General features: G+C 29.4%; 17 protein-coding genes. All 17 read right to left on the reverse strand.

The window, feature by feature from the left end; translation table 11 throughout:
• Positions 1 to 23 precede the first annotated feature (23 nt).
• The 17 genes from ACULEV_RS07995 to ACULEV_RS08075 all read right to left on the reverse strand — a co-directional run bounded on the left by ACULEV_RS07995 (position 24) and on the right by ACULEV_RS08075 (position 21,306).
• Entirely contained in the window at positions 24 to 1,292 is a 1,269-nt protein-coding gene (locus ACULEV_RS07995) for a beta-ketoacyl-[acyl-carrier-protein] synthase family protein (RefSeq protein ID WP_445458146.1), read from the reverse strand.
• A 70-nt stretch (positions 1,293 to 1,362) separates the two neighbouring features.
• Positions 1,363 to 1,785, reverse strand: coding sequence for a 3-hydroxyacyl-ACP dehydratase FabZ family protein (locus tag ACULEV_RS08000; protein WP_445458147.1), 423 nt, complete (start codon positions 1,783 to 1,785; stop codon positions 1,363 to 1,365).
• 3 nt (positions 1,786 to 1,788) lie between these two features.
• A complete protein-coding gene (locus ACULEV_RS08005) occupies positions 1,789 to 2,841 on the reverse strand; it encodes a type III polyketide synthase (protein ID WP_445458148.1) in 1,053 nt (350 codons plus the stop codon).
• A 59-nt stretch (positions 2,842 to 2,900) separates the two neighbouring features.
• Entirely contained in the window at positions 2,901 to 3,563 is a 663-nt protein-coding gene (locus ACULEV_RS08010; protein ID WP_445458532.1) for a methyltransferase domain-containing protein, read from the reverse strand.
• Positions 3,564 to 3,626: 63 nt separating this feature from the next.
• Positions 3,627 to 4,745: an NAD(P)/FAD-dependent oxidoreductase gene (locus ACULEV_RS08015; RefSeq protein WP_445458149.1), complete on the reverse strand. Its 1,119-nt coding sequence runs from the start codon at positions 4,743 to 4,745 to the stop codon at positions 3,627 to 3,629.
• Positions 4,746 to 4,800: 55 nt separating this feature from the next.
• Positions 4,801 to 5,232, reverse strand: coding sequence for a GNAT family N-acetyltransferase (locus ACULEV_RS08020; protein ID WP_445458150.1), 432 nt, complete (start codon positions 5,230 to 5,232; stop codon positions 4,801 to 4,803).
• A 22-nt stretch (positions 5,233 to 5,254) separates the two neighbouring features.
• Entirely contained in the window at positions 5,255 to 5,803 is a 549-nt protein-coding gene (locus ACULEV_RS08025; RefSeq protein ID WP_445458151.1) for a DUF2867 domain-containing protein, read from the reverse strand.
• Positions 5,804 to 5,911: 108 nt separating this feature from the next.
• Complete coding sequence (acs, locus tag ACULEV_RS08030) at positions 5,912 to 7,819, reverse strand: acetate--CoA ligase (protein ID WP_445458152.1); 1,908 nt, start codon at positions 7,817 to 7,819, stop codon at positions 5,912 to 5,914.
• Positions 7,820 to 7,924: 105 nt separating this feature from the next.
• A complete protein-coding gene (locus ACULEV_RS08035; protein WP_445458153.1) occupies positions 7,925 to 8,287 on the reverse strand; it encodes a response regulator transcription factor in 363 nt (120 codons plus the stop codon).
• A 25-nt stretch (positions 8,288 to 8,312) separates the two neighbouring features.
• Positions 8,313 to 11,000 (reverse strand): ATP-binding protein, encoded by a 2,688-nt coding sequence (locus ACULEV_RS08040; protein ID WP_445458154.1) that lies wholly within the window; start codon positions 10,998 to 11,000, stop codon positions 8,313 to 8,315.
• Between the two features lie 289 nt (positions 11,001 to 11,289).
• Positions 11,290 to 13,047 (reverse strand): sodium:solute symporter family protein, encoded by a 1,758-nt coding sequence (locus tag ACULEV_RS08045; protein WP_445458155.1) that lies wholly within the window; start codon positions 13,045 to 13,047, stop codon positions 11,290 to 11,292.
• Positions 13,048 to 13,074: 27 nt separating this feature from the next.
• Positions 13,075 to 13,335 carry a DUF4212 domain-containing protein gene (locus ACULEV_RS08050; protein ID WP_445458156.1) on the reverse strand — a complete coding sequence of 87 codons (261 nt, stop codon included), beginning with the start codon at positions 13,333 to 13,335 and terminating at the stop codon, positions 13,075 to 13,077.
• An 18-nt stretch (positions 13,336 to 13,353) separates the two neighbouring features.
• A complete protein-coding gene (locus ACULEV_RS08055; RefSeq protein ID WP_445458157.1) occupies positions 13,354 to 14,589 on the reverse strand; it encodes a hypothetical protein in 1,236 nt (411 codons plus the stop codon).
• A 101-nt stretch (positions 14,590 to 14,690) separates the two neighbouring features.
• A complete protein-coding gene (locus tag ACULEV_RS08060) occupies positions 14,691 to 15,110 on the reverse strand; it encodes an IS1/IS1595 family N-terminal zinc-binding domain-containing protein (RefSeq protein ID WP_445458158.1) in 420 nt (139 codons plus the stop codon).
• 501 nt (positions 15,111 to 15,611) lie between these two features.
• Complete coding sequence (locus ACULEV_RS08065) at positions 15,612 to 17,381, reverse strand: T9SS type A sorting domain-containing protein (RefSeq protein ID WP_445458159.1); 1,770 nt, start codon at positions 17,379 to 17,381, stop codon at positions 15,612 to 15,614.
• Between the two features lie 5 nt (positions 17,382 to 17,386).
• Entirely contained in the window at positions 17,387 to 18,370 is a 984-nt protein-coding gene (locus ACULEV_RS08070; RefSeq protein ID WP_445458160.1) for a hypothetical protein, read from the reverse strand.
• 179 nt (positions 18,371 to 18,549) lie between these two features.
• Complete coding sequence (locus ACULEV_RS08075) at positions 18,550 to 21,306, reverse strand: CHAT domain-containing protein (RefSeq protein ID WP_445458161.1); 2,757 nt, start codon at positions 21,304 to 21,306, stop codon at positions 18,550 to 18,552.
• Between the last annotated feature and the right edge of the window lie 28 nt (positions 21,307 to 21,334).

The raw sequence follows: 21,334 nt of genomic DNA on the forward strand, positions 1-21,334 counted from the left end.
ATCTTAATACTTATTATTTTAACTCAATACTTCTTAAAGATAATACATCCATTTACATCTCCAAAACCAAAACTAGCTTTGGCTACCATATTTATTGATTTCTTAATAAGCTGTTGGGGAATTTTATCTATTGAAATCAATGATTTTATTTCTTCATTTAAATCTTCACAATTGATAGTAGGAAATATAAAACCCTCATAAATTTGAAGTACTGTAGCTACACATTCCATACTTGCAGTTGCTGATAAACTATGTCCTATCATTGATTTTAGCGAATTGATATAAGGAAAATTAGTTCCTCTTCTATTTAAAGCTTTGGTCCAGTTTTCGATTTCCAAAGCATCTTTTGAAGTAGCTGTCAAATGCCCATTGATGAGATCAATTTCAGATGCTTTCACATTGGCATCACTCATGGCATCAATAATACACTTTTGTACAGCTACAGAATTTGGTGCTGTCATGGTGCCTTCACCTCTTTGTCCTCCTGAATTTACATTTCCTCCAAGAATTTCTGCATATATTCTTGCACCTCTTGCTAAAGCAGTTTCTAATTCTTCTATTACTAAAGCTCCAGCTCCACTGCTTGGAACAAATCCTGAAGCGGTTTCACTCATTGGCCTTGAGCCTTTTTGAGGAAAATTATTGTGTTTAAAAGTACAAACTCTCATTGCATCAAATCCACCCCAAATGTATGGTCCTGAATCACTAGTACTTCCTACCAACATTCGTTTGGCTTTGCCTTGTTGGATTCGTTCAAAACCCATTAAAATACTTTCTGTTCCTGTTGTACACGCAGAAGAATTAGTAGTAACTTGATTTCCTAAGCCTAATTTTCCTCCTAAATAGGCAGAAATACCACTTCCCATAGTTTGTGCGACTGCTGTACTTCCTAAACGCCTAGTTTGAAAATCATCAATCTTATAAATAGATTCTCTAAATTTATCAATTCCTGATGTTCCTGTACCAAAAATAGTTCCATTATCCCAATCAGGATTTTCATTAGTTTCAATTGGTAATCCTGCATCTTTCCAAGCATCTAAACCAGCAATTATTCCATATAAAATACCTGTTGAATTGAAATTACGTAATTCTAATTCAGTAAAATATTCTCGCTTTAATTCTTCTGAAATCTTAGGTGTTCCCGAAATTTGACATGAAAATTGCAAACGCTCCAACTCTAAATCGAATTCTATACCAGAAATTCCATTTTTTATAGCATGAGTAAACACCTCAAGTCCTACTCCATTTGGAGCAACAATTCCTAATCCTGTTATGACAACTCTTTTTTTCAATATTATTTGGTATTTTGATTATTGGATGGTTTGATTATTCGAAAAATCTAGAAATCCAATTATCTAACAATCATAAAATCATTCCTGCTAATGTTCCTGTACAAACTTCCTCATTATTTCCATTCAACATTCTTACTTTGCATTTTAGTTTACCAAAACGATAGTATATCTTTTCTGAAAAAACGGTTACCATTTCATTAGGGTAAACAGGTTTTAGAAATTCCACCTCAGATGAAGTAAAAGCTATATTTTTAATATTTTTACCTTTATTCAAATAAATTCCTAGGCAAACTAAGCCAATTTGTGCCATTGTTTCTGTTAATATAACACCTGGTGTTACCGGATTATCTTTAAAATGACCTTTATAAAACTCTAAATTTTCATCAAATACAAACGTTCCTTCTACTCCATTTTCATTTATTGTTATAATTTCATCTACAAATAAAAAGGGTTTTGTATAGGGTAATTTAGATAGTATTTCTTGTTTATTCATTTTTTACCATTCTAATAAAACTCGTTGTGCTGTAAAACCAGGCCCAAAACTCAACATCACTCCTTTTTCGCCAGTTTGAGGTTGATTATCCATAATTCGATCTAAAACATATAAAACAGTAGCACTTGACATGTTTCCGTGTAAACGAAGTACTTCTTTGGTATCATTAATATTTTTGCCTAATTCTGAAAATAAACCTTCTACTAAGGTAATTATTTTTTTACCACCAGGATGAAAAATTAAGTGCTCAATATCTTGAATAGTTAACTCATTTCTCTTTAAAAATGGATGCAATATGTCAGGGAAATGTTGTTCAATTGTATCTGGAACATCAATGTCTAAAATCATCTTCAATCCTTTATTGGTTAATTCAAAACCCATCAGGTGTTCGTTATCATAAAAATGATACATAGATTCGTCTAGAATGGTTGGACCAATTTCATTTTCATAGGAAGAAAGCAATACACAAGCAGCTCCATCACCAAAAATAGCAGCACTCACAATATTAGCCATAGAATAATCATCTAATTGAAAAGTAGCTGTTGGACTTTCAACTGTAATAATTGCAGCCCGTTTGTTTGGATTTGCTTTTAAGAAATTCTTAGCATAAATAATTCCAGAAACACCACCAACACAACCCATTTCGGTAACTGGAAGACGAACAATATCTTGTTTTAATCCCAATTTATTTATTAAATAGGCATCAAGAGAAGGAATCATAATTCCTGTACAACTAACCGTAATGATAAAATCTATAGTTTCTGGTTGCCAATTTGCCTTATTCAGCGCTTTTTTAAGTACTTTTTCACCTAAAATAATCATTTCTCTTGCATAAATAGCATTTCGTTCTTCAAAAGAATGTAAGGAAAAAACTTCTTCTGGACTCATAATTGAGTATCTCTTATCCACATTAGCTCCTTCAAATATCTTCTTCACTTTTCGCTTAAAACGATCATCTTGATTGGTTAACCAAACATCTAAAAAGGGTAAAATATCAGCTGTTTCCCTAGAAAATTCGGGTAATTGAGTAGTTACTGTTGTTATTTTTACTGGCATAAGCTAGTTGTTATTCCATTGGCTAAAGCCGAAAGGTAATTCATAGTTGTGTTCCAATTTTAAATTCTTATTATCCATTGGTATCGAAAGGCCCATTTCCATTGAATACTGTAATTTTGAAGTTTATTCTTCTTTGAAAATGATTCTAATTCCTTTTCTTTAAATCCTCTTAAAATAGAAACTAATCCATCTTCTCTAGACATTTTGTTCAATCTAAATATAAAACATATTGCTTGAAATAAGCGGTAAGCTATTATATTTCTATGTAAATCATTAATTACAATTCCTATTTGAGCTTGTTGAGAAAATAATTGCAAAAGATAATCAATTTGTTCATTTTTGAAATGATGTAAGGTTAAAGTACATAAGACAATATCATATTCTAATTCACAAAATTCTTCCTCAAAAATATCAATACACAGATAATGAATGTTTGGATATTCTTGAGATAATAGTTTAGCGTGTTTAATGGTAAAAGCATTTGCATCTATTCCTATTAAATGAAAGATAAAGTTATTCTTTTTACCAAAATCAGCCAAAGTGCGTAACATATCACCATTTCCACAACCCACATCTACAATTGTTACTTCTTTTATATTTAATGGAAGTAATTGTTTCACTCCATCCAAAGTAAGTCGGTTTCCTCCCAACAATTGATTAATAACTGCGATTTTATCCAAAGCATCTCGTAACTCTTCTCCTTCTAAAGAAAAATCGTCCATTATTTCTTCTGCTGTTGTTCTGTATTTTGTATTTATTTTATTCAATTTTTGGAGGTTTAATCACTAAATTGGCTTACCGTGTGTTCTTTTAATAATCATTGATATCATAAACGGAAAAAATAACAAGCTTTTCATTACAATTTTAGAAAGATATGGATTTAATACTATTTTTGATACTATTTTTCCAAAACGTAATCTATTTTTAAAGGTTTTATCCCAAATACTAGTATATTGTAATTCCAATTGTTCGCGATTTATTGTATTCTGCAAAAATAAGGTTACCAATTCACTAGCAATTTTTGCACTATGAATTGCCATTGCCATTCCATTACCACATAAAGGGTGAATTAATCCAGCTGCATCACCTATCATTAGCACATGATTTTCTATCTTTGATTTGTCTTCAAAAGAAATTTGACTAATGGTTAATGGCTTTTCAAATAACAATTTTCCGTTTGTAAATAAGTTCTTTAAATGTGGATTTTTTGACATTACTTGCTTTTGAAAATTAGCAATATCCTTATATTTTTTAAAAGAATTATATTGGACCAAATAACAAACATTAGCTATATCATTTTCTACTTTAGAAACACCGCAATAACCACCTTCAAAATTATGAAGCGAAACCAAATCATTAGGAAAATCTAATATGTAATGCGCTTTCACAGCTAACCATGGTGATTTTTTTTGAATAAATTTGCGTTCTAACTGTATGTCTATTGAAGAACGTTTACCAAAAGCGCCTAATACTATTTTAAATTGATAGTGCTTATTTTCTTCTGTTGTGATTGTAAATATATCGTTTGAAAATACTGTATTTGTAACATTTGTTTGGATTATATTTCCTTTTAAAGCGATTACTTTTTGGTACAAATAATTATCTAGAGTATAACGACTAATACCAAAACCACCTAAAGGTAATCTAGAATTAATAGTTTTTCCATCTTGTGTAGAAAGTGTTGTTCTATTAATTTTTGTAGGTTTAAGCGATTCAATATCAAGATCCAATAATTTTAAATACTCCCAAACTTCATTAGAAATAAATTCGCCACAAACTTTATGTTTTGGAAAACTATTTTTTTCAAAAAGAGTAACAGAAAAGCCATGTTTTAGCAAATGAATAGCTGCCGTTAAACCTGCTAAACCACCACCTATTATACCTAATTCTTTTTGATTATTCATTAAGCTAATGTACAGTAAAAAGAGCTAAAATTCTAGTATTTAACCTTTGTTTAAACTATAATTTCTTTTGAAAATGAAAGCCTAAAATCTTGTAGTTGTTATTAAAATAAAATTTATGTGATCTTGGATTTTGAACATACGTATTCAGTTCAATGGTTTCGCAATCATTATCTATAGCCCATTTTTCAATGTAATTCAATAAAATGTTTCCATATCCCTTGGATTGGTGTTTACTATCAAGGATAACATTGTCAATTTCTATTTGCTTACCACAATAGATACGAATCATAATCCAAGCACAAGTAATACCAATTAAAGTGTCATTTAAATACAAACCAAAACAAATATAGTTATTGAACTGAAACATCTCTTTTTGACGTTTTTTAATAAGTGCTAATTCAATTTGAGGATTTAATTGATGTAGCAAATGAGTTATGCTCTCTGAATTAGTGTTTTCTACTAATTTTACGTGTAAATTTTGATTCATTTTAGGAAGTAAAACTATATAATTAGTTATTATCTGTTTTTTCTAATTCGGTTAAAATTGATTTTAAAATAGCAGGAACAATTTTATTGTGAAATGGCTTTACTGGTAAGAAATATAATTTGCCAAACCAGTTATTAAAATGTACTGTTGTACTTACTGTAATATTTTTCTTTGTTGGTTCAAATTCAGATTGGTTCATTAATAATGAAACTCTAAAATTGAGATGTTTATCATCTTCTCCCATTATAATTTCATTATTAGTAGTTTCAAAAATTTTAAAAAGACCTATTTGCTCATTAGGTTTACCCTTTAAATTAGCTATTATCTCTTGTTTGTTTTTACTATTTTGTGGTGTTTTCAAACCAAAAACTTGAACTATTTTATTTCTAATTGTAAACAAAACTTCAATCCATTTTGGGCTAGAATTAAAAAAAGCTTTTAAAATAGATAATGGTGTAATTTTATTCTCTTTGTCTGTTATAAAACCTTGAAAACTATCAATATAACTATAACTACTACCATTTTTATGTAGTAAAGAATCTTTTGGAAGACTCGTTTTTATAATTTGCATTTTAATAAAATTAGATAATGTATAAAGTTATTATTTTTTTAAGGAATAATATAATATAAAAAGAGGTTGCTTTAATAAGCAACCTCTTTTTATATTGAAAATGGTTAATTATAACTTCTCTTTTTTAATTTCTTCAACAATTTCAGGATTCAATAAAGTTGAAATATCTCCAAAATTGCTTTCTTCTCCTTCAGCAATTTTACGTAATATTCTACGCATAATTTTTCCAGAGCGGGTTTTTGGTAAACCGTTTACAAATTGGATTTTATCCAACTTAGAAATTGGACCTATTTTATCAGCAATTAAATTATTAATTTCGTTTCTTAGATTATCTTGATTTCTACTTTCTCCAGATTCTTTTAAAATAACAAAACCATATAGAGCATTTCCTTTAATGTCATGAGGGAAACCAACAATTGCACTTTCGGCAACAGCTTGATGCTCATTAATTGTATCTTCAATTGGTGCTGTTCCTAAGTTATGACCAGAAACAATAATTACATCATCTACTCTACCTGTAATTCTATAATAACCTACTTCATCACGTAAAGCACCATCTCCAGTAAAATATTTCCCTGGAAAAGCTGAAAAATAAGTTTCTTTATAACGTTCATGATCACCCCAAATTGTTCTTGCCATTGATGGCCATGGAAACTTAATACATAAACTACCTGTAACTTGATTTCCTTCTATTTCATTTCGCAATTCATCCATTAAAACAGGTTGAATTCCAGGTAATGGCAATGAAGCATATGTTGGTTTAGTTGGTGTTACAAATGGAATTGGAGAAATCATAATACCACCAGTTTCTGTTTGCCACCATGTATCTACTAAAGGACAACGTTTTCCACCTACGTGATCGTTATACCAATGCCATGCTTCTTCATTAATAGGTTCGCCTACAGAACCAATTACTTTTAAACTACTTAAAGGAAAACCTTTTACATAATCTACACTTTCTTTAGCCAAAGCTCTAATAGCTGTTGGAGCAGTATAAAACTGTGTTACTTTATGTTTTTCTATTACATTCCAAAAACGACTAAAGTCTGGATAAGAAGGAATTCCCTCAAACATAACTGTTGTAGCTCCATTTAATAATGGTCCATATAAAATATAAGAATGTCCTGTTATCCAACCAATGTCTGCTGTGCACCAATAGACATCATTTTCTTCATAATTAAAAACGTTTTTAAATGTATAAGCAGTATAAACCATATAACCTGCAGTAGTATGAACCATTCCTTTAGGTTTTCCTGTAGATCCTGAAGTGTATAAAATAAACAAAGGATCTTCTGCATCCATTATTTCTGCAACATGATTATCTATTGCTTCATCTAAAAGTGGTTGTAACCATAAATCACGACCTTCTTTCATATTTATAGTTTCATTAGTTCTTTTAACTACTAAAACTTTTTCAATGCTAGAACAATCTTTTAGAGCTTCATCTACAATTCCTTTCAAATTAATTGTTTTATTTCCTCTAAAACCACCATCAGAAGTAATTACTATTTTACATTTACTATCATTAATTCTACTAGATAATGCATTTGAAGAAAAACCAGCAAATACAACAGAGTGTATTGCTCCTATTCTAGCACAAGCTAAAACAGCAACTGCTAATTCTGGAATCATAGGTAAATAAATACAAACGCGATCTCCTTTTTTTATGCCTTGTGATTTTAAGACATTGGCCATTTTAGCAACTCTAACATATAAATCGTTATATGTAATATGTTGTGCTTCTTCATCTGGATTATTCGGTTCAAAAATAATAGCCGTTTTATCTCCTCTTTTATTTAAATGACGGTCAATACAATTTTTTACAATATTAACTTTAGCATTCAAAAACCATTTAAACTGTGCTTCTTCAATATCAAATTCGAATACTTTATCCCATCTTTGATACCAACTAAAGTTTTCATCGGCTATTTTATCCCAAAATTTCCTTGGTTCACGAACCGATTTCTTATACATTTTAAAGTAATTCTCTAAGTCATTTATTTTGTAATAGCTCATTTGTATTTATTTTTTATTTGTAACGTAAATATAATAATTCTCTAAGAAGAAATAAATTTTATATTGCTAATTTAATATAGTTATACAATATAACACTATTTCTATTTATTCTAATAACTCTTTCACTTTATCTACTAATTTTTTCAATGAAAAAGGTTTTGTTATATAAGCATTTGCACCTAAATCTAATCCTTTTTGGATATCTGTTTCTTTATTTTTAGCAGATAAAAAGATTATCTTACAATGATTTAATTTTTCATTTTTTTTAATTTGTTCTAAAGTTGCATATCCATCAACATTAGGCATCATTACATCTAGTATGATAGCATCTGGAATTTGATTTTCTAGTATATCTAAGGCTTCTTGACCGTCTCGGGCAATATACACTTCAAAATTATTTTTTTTAAAAGTATATTCAAGCGACATAATAATATTAGGCTCATCATCCACAAGGAGTATTTTCTTCATTCTATATTTGCCTTTTAATCATTGTTTATTTTAAAAGTGTAAAAGTAAAACATGCACCTGTATTTTCATTGTTTTTTACCCAAATTTTTCCTTGATGCAATTCTACAATTTGTTTACAAATAGCAAGACCTAATCCACTACCATGTGGCTTCTTTATATTTTGATTATCAGATTGATAGAATTTATCAAAAATCATTTCTGCATCTTTAAGGTCAATCCCTTTCCCATTATCAACCACACTTATTTCATAAAATTTTGATTTATCAATTACTTCAATGGTAATTTTCCCACCTTCTTCTGGACAAAATTTTATTGCATTTGAAAGTAAATTAGTCAATACTTGAATAATTCTATCTTCATCATAAACAATAAATAAAGGTGCAGGTATTGTATTTTCAGATAATATATTAATATTTTTGTTTTTAATTAATTGAAGTAAAGGCTCTATTGTTTTAGATAAGGTGTTGTAGAAATCATTTTGACTAAGGTTTAGTTTTTGCTTTCCTGTTTCTAATTTTTCTAAATCTAAAATTTTATTAATCAAACGATTTAAACGATCTGATTCAGAAATAATATTATGGAGAAACTGTCTTTTCAAATCATTAGGTATCTCTTCATCTTCTATTAAAATCTCGCTAGCTGCTCTTATGGCTGTAATTGGTGTACGAAGTTCATGAGTAACAGTATCTAAGAAATCATCTTTTTGTCTGTCTTTTACAATCAAATTTTCATTAGCATGTTGCAATTGTTGGGTTATTTTTTTTAATTCATTTGAAGTCTCCATTAATTTTTTATTGATTTGAATATTTTCATTGGATTCTTCTAATATTTTTAATACCTCAGGCAAAGTAATTTTTTCTTCTTTTACGACACTAGAGATTAAAATTTTAGCAGAAGCTGTTCCAATATGTCCCGTTAATAAATTTTCTGCAAACTTAACTAAACGGGCATCTGCTAATTCTTGATTTTTATCTACATTATATTTTGTATTGAAAATACTCATTGCTCTTTGAGTACGTTCTTCTCCTAAAAATTTAAGCAACACTTTTTCAATATCTCTTGTATAAGCTGTTCCTTTCCATACAAATGCATTTTCATGATTATTACTGTATTTATCTACATCTATATACATTTCCGCATAATTGCGTTCCCGATAATTACCTTTAAAACTTACTGAAACTGCAAAATATGTCATTGTGTTAAATAATAAACTCCAGAAGAAAGCATGTGAAATGGGTGATAAATAATCTAGACCAAATAAGGCTAATGGTTTAAACAAATCTATATTTAAAAAACCACTTGCAATAAAAGTATTAGTTGTATTGGTCAATCCGTAAGAATAAGGAATTAGTAAAGTATATAAACAAACTAAAAAACCAATGATAATACCGCTTTTTGCTCCTAATCCTGAACCACGTCTCCAAAATAAGGCTCCAAAAAATGAAGGTGCTAACTGACCTATTATTACAAATGAAACTAAGCCAATTGATCCTAAACTAAAATCTAATGCAAAAAAACGATAAATTAAATAAGCAATGATAATTAATGAAAAAATACCTATTCTCCTTATAGTAACAATCTTTTTATTGTTCGCTTCCTGCTCTTCATTTTTTAATCTGCCTAAAAATGTATAAGGAATTAATAAATTATTACTTAGCATAGTTGATAAACTTATACTAGAAACAATAATCATCGATATAGCTGCTGAAAAACCTCCTAAAAATACAATAATAGTTAAAAAGGTATTATTAAAAAATTGAGGAATCAATAAAGAATAAGTATCTGCATTTTTTACTTCACCATCAAACAAAACATTTCCACCCCAAGCAATTGGAAAAACAAAAATATTAAAAATAAACAAATACAAAGGAAATATCCATAAGGCAGTTTTTATGTGTTTTTCTCTATTATTTTCTACAACAGAAACGTGAAATTGTCTTGGTAATAAAAAAATAGCAAACAACGATAACATGCAAAGAAAGAACCAATTCATTCCATTTTCAATACTTCCAATAGTATTTTTCTCATTAAAATGCTCTAGAACAGAAGCTTTTTTATAAATATCTCCATAACCATCAAATACAAAGTAGGTTACATAAATACCTATAATTATAAAAAACAACAATTTTAGTATACTTTCCATGGCAACTGCTGTAATGATTCCTTTTCTTTTCTCAGAAGCATCCACATAACGTGTTCCATAATAGGACGCAAATAAAGCTAAGGCTACAGCAACATAAGTTGTGGTATCAAACAGTACTAATGAATTTTCAGTAGTTTTTGTAACCACATGAAAGGTTTCGGAAATTGCTTTTAATTGTAAAGCGATATAAGGTAAAATAGCTGCTAAACAAATAAATGTTACTAAAGCACCTAAAAAACGACTGTTTCCATAACGTAGTGATATAAAATCGGCAATACTTGAAACATTATTTAATCTAGAAATGCGGATTATTTTTTGTAAAATAATTATCCAAGCTGGTATAATGATTATGGGACCAATATAGATTGTTAAATAATTTAATCCAGAATTAGCAGCCACTCCTATACTTCCATAATAAGTCCATGCGGTGCAATATACAGCTAAAGAAAAAGAATATACATAAGGATTATTTGCCCATTTCAGATTTTCTTTTTTCTCAGCCCAGTGTGCAATAAAAAAAAGAAAAATTAAATAAACTAATAAAATGATTATTAAAACTACACTACTCATAATATCGATTTACAATGATGAGAGAAACCAATATGGAGAAAGCCCAAACAGAGAAAATATAAATGTAAAAAATGGGTATACCAAAAATAGCCTCACTACTATCAAACAATAATAGTAAAGGTAAATTCAAAGTTAAAAAAAGAAAAACAGCTAGTACGACTAACTTTTGTTGATGTCTTTTTTTCATTTTTTCATTTTATCTGTTTAAAAGTACAATTAATCTTTTTAAACTTAAAAAATCGCTGTAAGTTTCTTACAGCGATTTAATCATTTTAAATAATAGCAATAATTAATGTCCAGTAGCTTCACCTGCTCCAGAAGGAATTCTAATGTGTTCTACTATTTCTTGAACTTCAAGTGGAGGTTCTTTTGTAAAACTATTAACAGCAAAAGCAACTATAAAGTTTACAATCATTGCTATAGTACCAAAACCTTCAGGTGAAATACCAAACCACCAACTCTCTTTTAAACCAGCTACAGCATCTTTACCACCATCAAATAATCCAAATTTGAATTTTATCATATAAAATAACATGAGTAGTAAACCAACAATCATTCCTGCTATAGCTCCTTCTTTATTCATTTTTTTATAAAAAATACCTAAGATTATAGCGGGAAAAAAAGAAGCAGCTGCTAAACCAAAAGCTAAGGCTACCACTGCTGCAACAAACCCTGGAGGATTAATTCCAAAATAACCAGCGATAATTACAGCAACTGTTGCTGCACCACGAGCTGCCCATAATTCTCCTTTTTCTGAAATACTTGGGTTAATCATTTTTTTAATTAAATCATGGGAAACTGAGGAAGAAATTACTAATAATAATCCAGCAGCAGTAGATAATGCTGCTGCTAATGCTCCTGCAGCTACTAATGCAATAACCCAGTTTGGCAATTGTGCAATTTCAGGATTTGCTAATACCATAATATCATTATCAATCGTTAATTCGCTTCCTTTTAATCCTTTTGCTTCTTGCGCAGCTAAGAAAGCCTCATTTTTTGACTTATCATTATAATACTGAATCTTGCCATCTCCATTTTTATCTTCATATTTTAATAAACCCGTTTTTTCCCAATTAGTAAACCATTTTGGCATATCAGCATATTCTTTGTCACTTACTGTTTCAATTAAATTTGTTTTTGCAAAAACGGCTACTGCTGGAGCAGTTGTATATAAAATAGCGATTAACAATAAAGCCCACCCAGCTGATTTACGTGCATCTCTAACTTTTTTTACTGTAAAGAAACGAACAATAACATGAGGTAATCCAGCTGTACCAACCATTAAAGCTAAAGTTATAGCAAATACATCTACCAAAGATTTAGAACCATTAGTATATTCAGCAAAACCTAATTCAGTTGATAATCCATTTAATTTATCTAATAAATAGATATTTCCTTCTCCAGTTATTGTTCCTCCCATTCCTAATTGGGGAATTGGGTTACCCGTCATTTGGATAGAAATAAAAATTGCTGGAACCATAAAAGCAAATATCAAAACACAATATTGTGCCACTTGAGTATAAGTTATTCCCTTCATTCCACCTAAAACTGCATAAAAGAGCACGATTACCATTCCAATTATAACTCCCGTTTCAATCTCAACTTCTAAGAATCTAGAGAATACTACTCCTACTCCACGCATTTGTCCTGCTACATAGGTAAAAGATACAACTAAAGCACAAACAACAGCTACAGTTCTTGCTGTGTTAGAATAATAACGTTCTCCAATAAAATCTGGAACTGTAAATTTTCCAAATTTCCTTAAATATGGAGCAAGTAGCAATGCTAATAAAACATAACCACCTGTCCAACCCATTAAATAAACAGCTCCATCATAACCTGCAAAGGAAATAATTCCAGCCATTGATATAAAAGAAGCGGCTGACATCCAATCGGCTGCTGTTGCCATGCCATTTGCTAGTGGAGAAACACCACCACCAGCTACATAAAATTCTTTTGTTGATCCAGCACGAGACCAAATTGCAATTCCAATATATAAAGCAAATGTAACACCTACAATAATATAGGTCCAAGTTTGTACATCCATGATATTTTAGTTTTTATAGGTTAGTATTTATTCGCCAAATCCGAATTTCTTATCTAATTTGTTCATCAATCGAACGTAAACAAAAATCAAAATCACAAATACATAAATTGATCCTTGTTGGGCAAACCAAAATCCTAAAGGAAAACCTCCAATTTTAATTTCGTTCAAAGCGTCTTTGAAAAGAATTCCAGCTCCATAAGAAACAGCAAACCATATACTTAAAAGTATTAATAAGTATTTTAAGTTTTCTTTCCAGTAAGCTGTTGCGTGTTTTTGTTTCTCACTCATAATAATTTAGTTTAAGTTTTATAGGTAAATCATAGCTTGAAGTGTTATGGTATTGACCGCATCACTTTGCGCATATTTTAAAGATTGATATTCTAAGGTCAGTTTAGAATTATGACCACTTAAGTAAAAGTTGGTTCCAATGCCAAATTGAGAAGCATTATCATCTAAAGCATCAATTTTTCTAGAATCAATAGACAAATAAGGTTGAATTTTAGTCTTTGTTTTAATTGGCAAAACATATCCTAAATGACCATGCACTAATGAACCTGTTTCATAAGTAGTTCCTAATCGAAAGTCTTTACCATAATCGTTATTTTGATATAAAGCATAAGCAGTTATTGCACCACCATTTCCACCAATAGGTGCATCATAAAATGCATCTACTGCAAAAATACTAACATCTTCTCCACTTAAATTTCCAGTAGCATCAGCAATAACAGCGCCTTTTGGATGTACAAAAAAACCAGCTCCTATATTGAATATTTTTTTAGTTCCTACATAAGAACCTACTTTGTAAGGTAAAAAATTGCTTTCAGCATCAAAGAAAGCATAATCAAAATAACCTGCATAGGCTTTTCCAGCATCTTTGGAACCTAGTAATCTTCTACCTGTATAAGTAGCTGGTCCATCATTTACAGGAGTAACTCCTTCTTGTAAATTATTAGTTTCTGCTTCATTAATAGATACTCTATATTGAAATTTTCCAAATGCACCTTTTGCATATATTCCTAGATGTCTTGCAAATTGATCAGATAGTCCAAGAGTAGCCCAAGCTTGTCTCTGGTTATCCAATGTCATAATGTTTAATGTACTTTGATTATTTAAACGAGAAATTCCATTCCAATAATGCAAACCACCACCTATAGCATGGTCTTTTCCCAAGCTATATTGTGCCCAAACATCATGAAAAAATAGTTGAGAAGCATCTTGAGTACCAAGAGGACTCATATTTTCAGCATTTAAACTATTTAATCCAAAATGAGTTAAAATCAAAAAGTCCTTGCTTACTTGTGCATACATTAAAATACGTGCTCTACGAAGACTGAAGTTTAAGTCAGCTTGTTCGTTACCATTTCCATCTAAAGGTCGATCAGAATTGTGTTGTGCCCAAAATTGTGCCCATGAAATAATTCTAAAATACTTAGAACCATCTTCATTAATTTTTACTTTAAGACCTCCTTCATAATCAGGAGAACCTTGTGAAAAACTCAACATTGAGAAAAGTAACCCAGTAATAAATAATATTTTCTTCATAATTTAAAATTTGATTTTTACTTTGGTTTTTTGTGTAATCAAATTTTGAAATTATTTTTTGTTTTGTAAAATAGTATATATATATATGTAAAGTAGTATAGTTAATCTTTAAATCGTTCCCATTTTATGAGCATAAATTTATCACCTAATTCAGTAATAATCATTCCAGCACCAGATAAGTGATCTTTACTTTTTAGATATTCAACAAGTTCTGCATGCTTGAATATTTTATAGCTTGGATGATAATTAGGATGAGGTGGTTTTTTCATTTTATATTCTTTCACCCAGTTGCTAATGGAAACATGAGAAACACCTATAATACGTTCAATTTCTCTATAACTCAAACCTTCTAAATAGAGTTGCAAAGCTTTGGTAACATAATAATCGTCTATTTTCTTTCCTACTTTATTGACCGTAAAATAATAGGTACACGATTTACACAAATAGCGCTGTCTGTCTTTAATAATACCACTTTTAACAATTGTATTACCACTGCATTTTGGACAAGTAATAACATCCATATATATAAATTTTGCATAAATATATTAAATTAGCACAATTTAATTATATAATATTTATTTATTTTATAAAAAAAATACACTTTATTAATATATAAACGCAAAAAATTGAATTAATTATAACAAATACTTCTTAACTCTATTTCAAGAGTTTTTAGCAATGGTAAGTAAAAACAATAAAAAAGTCCAGCCACAACTAAATTATAACTGGGCACCTTTATTAAAAACAATACTTTTTGTTACTCTTTAATTAACTTCTCTCTATAATTCCCTTTGTCAATTCAATAGTAATAAAATACAATCCTTTCTTTAGTTCAATTAGTCAGATTGCACAATTTTGATTGATCTACAACTAAGTGTTACTTCTTAAATATTTATTAACCAAAAAAACAAACCACCTCAAAATTTATTCTGAGATGGTTTATTTAACAGCATTACTAAATCTATTTAAGATTCAAACTATATCTACTTTAAGTTAGAATCGTATTTAAGAACAATACATTTTTATTCTTTAATAATTTTTTTAGTGATTGTTTCTCCATTAAATAGCAATCTAATAAAATAGATTCCTGATTTATTATTAGATAAATCAATATTAATTTTATTTTCATTAATATATTCTTTTGCAAATACTAACTTTCCATCTAATGAGTACAATTCTATATTTCCACTTGAAGAATAATTTAAATCAATATTTAATACTCCATTTGTTGGGTTTGGATATAATTTAATCTCATCAACTAACTCTATAGGAAGTTCTTCTTTTATATCTTTCTTATAAATTTCAGAATGATTTTGATTCGTATCATGATTATCAATTTTACAACCTTGGCAATCACAAGATTCTATTTGTGCAATAAATTTGGCTCCTAGTTCTGTATTGAAACCTTCAGCTAATTCTATTTTTTTTCCTGCTTGAAATAATATATCTGCATTGTTTAATATTCTAACTTCATCTGAAAAATCAGGAGTATTAGTGCAAACCCAAATATTATCCTTAACGATATAAGACGAATTTATTGGTCCAGTTAAAATTAAATAATCTAAATATTCATCCGTCAAACAGCAAGGCTCAGGAGTTACATTTGAACCATTTGAACACAATTGAGAGAAATTAGCCGTAATAGGACCAGTATAGCTTTGATTCTTGGCTATTGTGCCTGTATATTGTTTTTCAAAGCAATCATTTTTAGCTTTTATGACATATTTATAATAAGCATTTGCTAAATTAGCTCCACCAATTGATTTGCCATCCCAATAAATATCATGTCCAATTCCATTTACACAATTTACAGAGTTTGTATAAACAAGATCTCCATTTAAAGCATAAACACTAAATGTTAAACTACTTACATTATTTAAGTTTGTTATCCTAGTATAATTTGTTGATGTAATTAAATTTCCCCATAATTGAACATTCATTGGTCCATCAGTATTACTACAAGTATCTTCGCATCCTACAATCAATTCAACATCATCTAAATAAAGGTACTCATTAGTACAACAATATTCATTATTTCCACAATTTGAATTCCCGTTCTCAAATGTATTAAGATTGATAGCTATCCATTCATAATCTTCTATGTTAGAGGGTAATGTTACTAATTGTTCCACCTGATGCCATTCACCTGGAGGATATTTATTCAACAAATTATCATCATTATAAATAGACATGTATTGATAATGGTTAGTTGAAAATTCATGGAATTTATTTCCATTTGCGCAAGCATTATCAATCGATTTATATTTCAATTTCTTCTTTGACAAATAAAAGCTAAGTTTTGTGCTTGTATCCATATTTGTACGATTACTTAACCTTATTTTAAATCTTAATCGTATTTTTGGATTTATAAGTCCATCAAGAGAATTTAATAATAAAGACAAGTTATAACCTTGTTGAATTAGTTCCGCAGGTCCCATACCTAGCATTCCATTGCCAGATGGAGCACCAAACGCAACATGTGTAGTTGTTCCTGGAGGAGTGTAAAATGTATCATAATTATAATTTCTCCCATAATTTAACCAAGTTAAATTAGGATCAGTATAACGCCAATCAGGAGAATGATATATTGTACCAAGATTACCATCCGCTCTTCTCCAATAATCAAAAAAATCAGATGTATAGTCAGATTGAAATGCGTTAATTGGCGAATCCCATGCACTTTGATGATTTCCATTTTCAAAATCACCATTCAATATAACATTTTGACAAAAAATATTATAATTGAGTAGATTTAGAAAAAGAAGAAGTAATAAAAATTTTATTTTTTTCATAATAATTAATCTTTTAAATCATTATTACTTTTAAGCTTTTCAATTTCTTTATTCAGTTTGATGATATAAAGTGTCAATTCTTCAATTTTTTCAAGTAATTTTGCATCCATTGCGCCTAAATCGATTCCCTCTTTAACAACTTCTTCCGCACTAGGAATATTAGGCAAATGACCTTTTTCATCAATATATTTTTCTAGTTCTGTTATGGATAATAAATCATAATCTGTTTTAAAAACATAATCTGCCCAATCTGCTGATGATCTTAGTGCTACCCTTACACGCTCAGTTAAAATACCTTGGGCAACAAATAATTTATATTCTCCTGGATATGTTATTCCTCCAAATGTATTTACTTCATTAGGATCAAGTCCAATGCTTACTTTCCCATTATCTGCTAAGTACATAAAGTAATTTCCAAAATTATTACTTCCAAAAGGTTTCCAAAAATTGAGTCCTGAAGCGCCATCTGCAATATATTCAATACCCCATTGTCCTGCTTCTGTTGAATTTACCTTTCCCCCAAAAAGTAACATTGGACCTCCATATGAATTTGTTCCAGATATTTGAATTCTACCATTAACATGTAATTTACTATTTGGTTCAGCAATTCCAATTCCTGTATCACCATCAGTTTTTACCACTACTTTTGTAGAATAATTATTACCTATAGTTTTTTGTCTAATATGAAAAATATTTTCATTTATAGTTGATGGTCCTGGATCTGGATAAAGTGCAGGTATTGGGTAAGTCAATCTAAATCCAGATTCATTTTGATACATAAAATCTGTTTGCAAAGAAACATCTAACTTAGCTTTGGGAGGATTTAATCCAATTCCTACGCTACCTTCTGTCCAATATAAATCATTTCCATTAGTATTAAACTGCCCATAAGCTACATTTAATGTGGATAAACTAATTCCTAAAATAATGAGAACTAAAGATCTATTTGATGCTTTAATTAGTAAAATGGTACTGTTGATTTTTTTCATAATTATTAATTTTAAATGAAATCCCTACTCTATTTATAGGTTTTTCGGGTTACACCTTTAGTTGATTTATATAAAAGTGTATAGTATCAAATTTCATTACCCAAAAAAATAAAGAAAAATAAAAACCCAACAAAAACACTTGTTGGGTTAAATAGAAGAATTAAGAAAAGTCTTTTTTCTTAAAATATAGTCTTTCGTTTATACCATAAAAAACTTAGAATGGCTATGATGCCAATTAATAGAAGAGCCGTGTATAGGAAGGAATTACTTTTTGAAATTATAATAGAATCAGTACTTCCTGTGATTGTAAATGAGGCCCAATAGTAAGGCAATACTTCGGAAAATTGGTGCTCTTTTAAATAATTAATCTTTGCCAATTGTAAAGCTCTCGATTTTGATTTTCCTTGCTCTAATTCGCTATAGAATGTTTTTATTATTTCGTTACCTGCTTTTTCATTAACATTCCATAAAGAAGCCAATACACTCTTTGAACCATTGTAAAAAAAACCTCTTGATAAACTAATTATACCTTCTCCCGAAGCAAACATGCCATCATTAGTTTTACAAGCATCTAAAATAACCAACTCAGCTTGACTATCAATACCATAGAGTTCGTCCAAAGTTACTTTGTCTTTTTGAAAAGAAATCCATGGCGTTTCTGTTAATTTGTCAACTCCTGCATGGGTATTTAAGTGAATAATTTCATAATTGCTGCTGTATTTATAAAAGCTTTCTTTTGTAGCTTCTTTACCAATAAGAATGGTAGCAGATTGATAATCGTCTAAATCCTGCATTGCTTCTTGAGAACGCACTAATTCTTGTAACTTTTCATCATCAAATTGATAAGGAGCCATAGCTAAGAGTTTTTCCTTAGGCTGGTTTCTTTTTTGTTTTATTTTTTCGAAAACAGAGAAAGATTGCAAATAGGATATTGCTGTTTTGTTTACCAAATAACTTTCGGAAAGAGAAACTGTATTTATAATGGGTAAAGCCTCAAAAGGCAAGTTTAGCAAAGTGTCATCTGGCACAATGATTATTCTTTTATTTGTTACTTTAGATATAGCTTCTTTAAAAGGAAAAAGCGAATTAAAAACAGTGTATCCTATCTCTTTAAAGTGAATTATTTCATTTTTATTCAAAATAGGCTGTTTCATGTAGTTTTTTAAAACAATAAGATTATTTTGAAAAGTAGGCACATTAGCAATTTTAAAAAATATTTTTTCTTTTTCTGAGCAAAAAATACCATACCCTTCCTTTTCATTAAGAATATAGGTTATAAAACATGATTTTGTAGAGACATTTGTTGTGATAACTTTGTCTAATGAAATGGTCTCAATTCCTTTTTTTAATTGTACATATTTAGGATACTTTTGCTGCATGGAATCCATAAAAATGTTAAATTCCTTATTCTTGGCAGCATAGTTTTGCTTTATTTGTACAGCATTTGAATTTTGTTGGAATTGTTTTTCTAGAGCCAATACTTCATAATGCAGTTTATATTCCCTTTCTCTTAATTGTTTTGGTACTTCAAATGCAAGTTTAGCTTGGAATGTTTTTATATTTTCTTGTAATAATAAAGCCTTATTTTTCTCCATAAAATAAAACGCTTCATTAGGTAGATTTAGAAAATAGCATACTTCTACAGCAAGCATATAAGTATTCACTCCTTTTTCTATCCAAAAGAGTTTAGATTGTTCGGTGTTACTTTCATAACGCATAAGAGAAACTAGTTCGTCAATGCGGTATAAAACTTCTTTAGCTTGTAATAAATACTTTTTCGCTTTTGTTTCTTTATAAGCTTCCACATAATGATAAGCCAAATCCACCAAATAAATAAAAACATCTTGTTGATAACCTGAATTTCTTATAGTTTCTAAAGAAGGAATTGTAAATGTATTTTCTTTATTCTCCAAAAGGATTTGTATAGCCTTTTGAAAATAAGGAATCTTTTTTTGAGCAGTAGCACTATTTAAAAAATACCCCATATTATCATAAGCTGTAGCTATTTGAGCGACATCGTCTGATAAAGCTATAACTTCTTTATAACAATTTGTTGCCTGAATGTACTTTCCTTGTTTTGCATATAAAAAACCAATGTTATTCAAGACTGTCAATCGTTTTGAGGTTTCCTCTTGAAGAGTATAATAAACTTTTACCTTTTGATACAATTGCAAAGCCGTTTCAATATCTCCAAATGCGTCATATACAATGGCTAAATTATTATAAGCGGTATATAAAGTTGCTCTATCTAAATTCGTTGCATCAATTTTTTTTTCAATTATTTGTTGGTGTTTCTTAATAATTTGCAAATCCGATTGCTTTCTTGGTGTAAAAACACTTTCATACATTTTACCATAAATGCCTATAATAGCTGCTCGCAATTGTATTTCTTGATCTATTTCATTGCGTTTTGTTAATAAAACATTCAATCTGCTTAATCCTGCATAAAAATCGCCTTTATTGGCTTCAATAACAGCACTATCAATACCTGCATTAAAGGTATATTTATCTATACCTCCATCATTAATTATTTCTTGTAAAACTTGGTAACGTTCCTTATCTAAACCTTCATACGAATAAATCCAAGCTAGGTTATTTCTTGTTTTATTAAGTACTTCTAAAGCCTCTTTTTTATACTTTTTTTGGATCTGAATGGCTTTCTTTAGATATACAATTGCTTTGGCATTGTTAGCATTCTTATAATATTGCTTTCCTATTGTCGCATAAAGATTACCCATCTCAGCAGTTGTCGAAGTTTTATCTTGTTTAGCGAGTAAAGTGAGTAATTGTTGAAGCAGTACTTCATTCGTTACTTCTTTTTCTTTACTTTCTATTAGTAAAACTTCTATTTCTTGTGTTAATTTACTTTGGGCAAACAAACTACAAGAACATACAAAAAGAATAAAGTAAAGATATTTTATGGCAACAGATAGCATGATTCTATTTTTACCATGCAATGTATAA

It is taken from the genome of Flavobacterium sp. HNIBRBA15423 (assembly GCF_052655965.1).

Excerpts from the sequence above, each read along its gene's own strand:
- ACULEV_RS08000 (WP_445458147.1), bottom strand. The coding sequence starts at position 1,785 with ATGAATAAACAAGAAATACTATCTAAATTACCCTATACAAAACCCTTT.
- ACULEV_RS08005 (WP_445458148.1), bottom strand. The coding sequence starts at position 2,841 with ATGCCAGTAAAAATAACAACAGTAACTACTCAATTACCCGAATTTTCT.
- ACULEV_RS08010 (WP_445458532.1), bottom strand. The coding sequence starts at position 3,563 with ATGGACGATTTTTCTTTAGAAGGAGAAGAGTTACGAGATGCTTTGGAT.
- ACULEV_RS08015 (WP_445458149.1), bottom strand. The coding sequence starts at position 4,745 with ATGAATAATCAAAAAGAATTAGGTATAATAGGTGGTGGTTTAGCAGGT.
- ACULEV_RS08020 (WP_445458150.1), bottom strand. The coding sequence starts at position 5,232 with ATGAATCAAAATTTACACGTAAAATTAGTAGAAAACACTAATTCAGAG.
- ACULEV_RS08025 (WP_445458151.1), bottom strand. The coding sequence starts at position 5,803 with ATGCAAATTATAAAAACGAGTCTTCCAAAAGATTCTTTACTACATAAA.
- acs (WP_445458152.1), bottom strand. The coding sequence starts at position 7,819 with ATGAGCTATTACAAAATAAATGACTTAGAGAATTACTTTAAAATGTAT.
- ACULEV_RS08035 (WP_445458153.1), bottom strand. The coding sequence starts at position 8,287 with ATGAAGAAAATACTCCTTGTGGATGATGAGCCTAATATTATTATGTCG.
- ACULEV_RS08040 (WP_445458154.1), bottom strand. The coding sequence starts at position 11,000 with ATGAGTAGTGTAGTTTTAATAATCATTTTATTAGTTTATTTAATTTTT.
- ACULEV_RS08045 (WP_445458155.1), bottom strand. The coding sequence starts at position 13,047 with ATGGATGTACAAACTTGGACCTATATTATTGTAGGTGTTACATTTGCT.
- ACULEV_RS08050 (WP_445458156.1), bottom strand. The coding sequence starts at position 13,335 with ATGAGTGAGAAACAAAAACACGCAACAGCTTACTGGAAAGAAAACTTA.
- ACULEV_RS08055 (WP_445458157.1), bottom strand. The coding sequence starts at position 14,589 with ATGAAGAAAATATTATTTATTACTGGGTTACTTTTCTCAATGTTGAGT.
- ACULEV_RS08060 (WP_445458158.1), bottom strand. The coding sequence starts at position 15,110 with ATGGATGTTATTACTTGTCCAAAATGCAGTGGTAATACAATTGTTAAA.
- ACULEV_RS08065 (WP_445458159.1), bottom strand. The coding sequence starts at position 17,381 with ATGAAAAAAATAAAATTTTTATTACTTCTTCTTTTTCTAAATCTACTC.
- ACULEV_RS08070 (WP_445458160.1), bottom strand. The coding sequence starts at position 18,370 with ATGAAAAAAATCAACAGTACCATTTTACTAATTAAAGCATCAAATAGA.
- ACULEV_RS08075 (WP_445458161.1), bottom strand. The coding sequence starts at position 21,306 with ATGCTATCTGTTGCCATAAAATATCTTTACTTTATTCTTTTTGTATGT.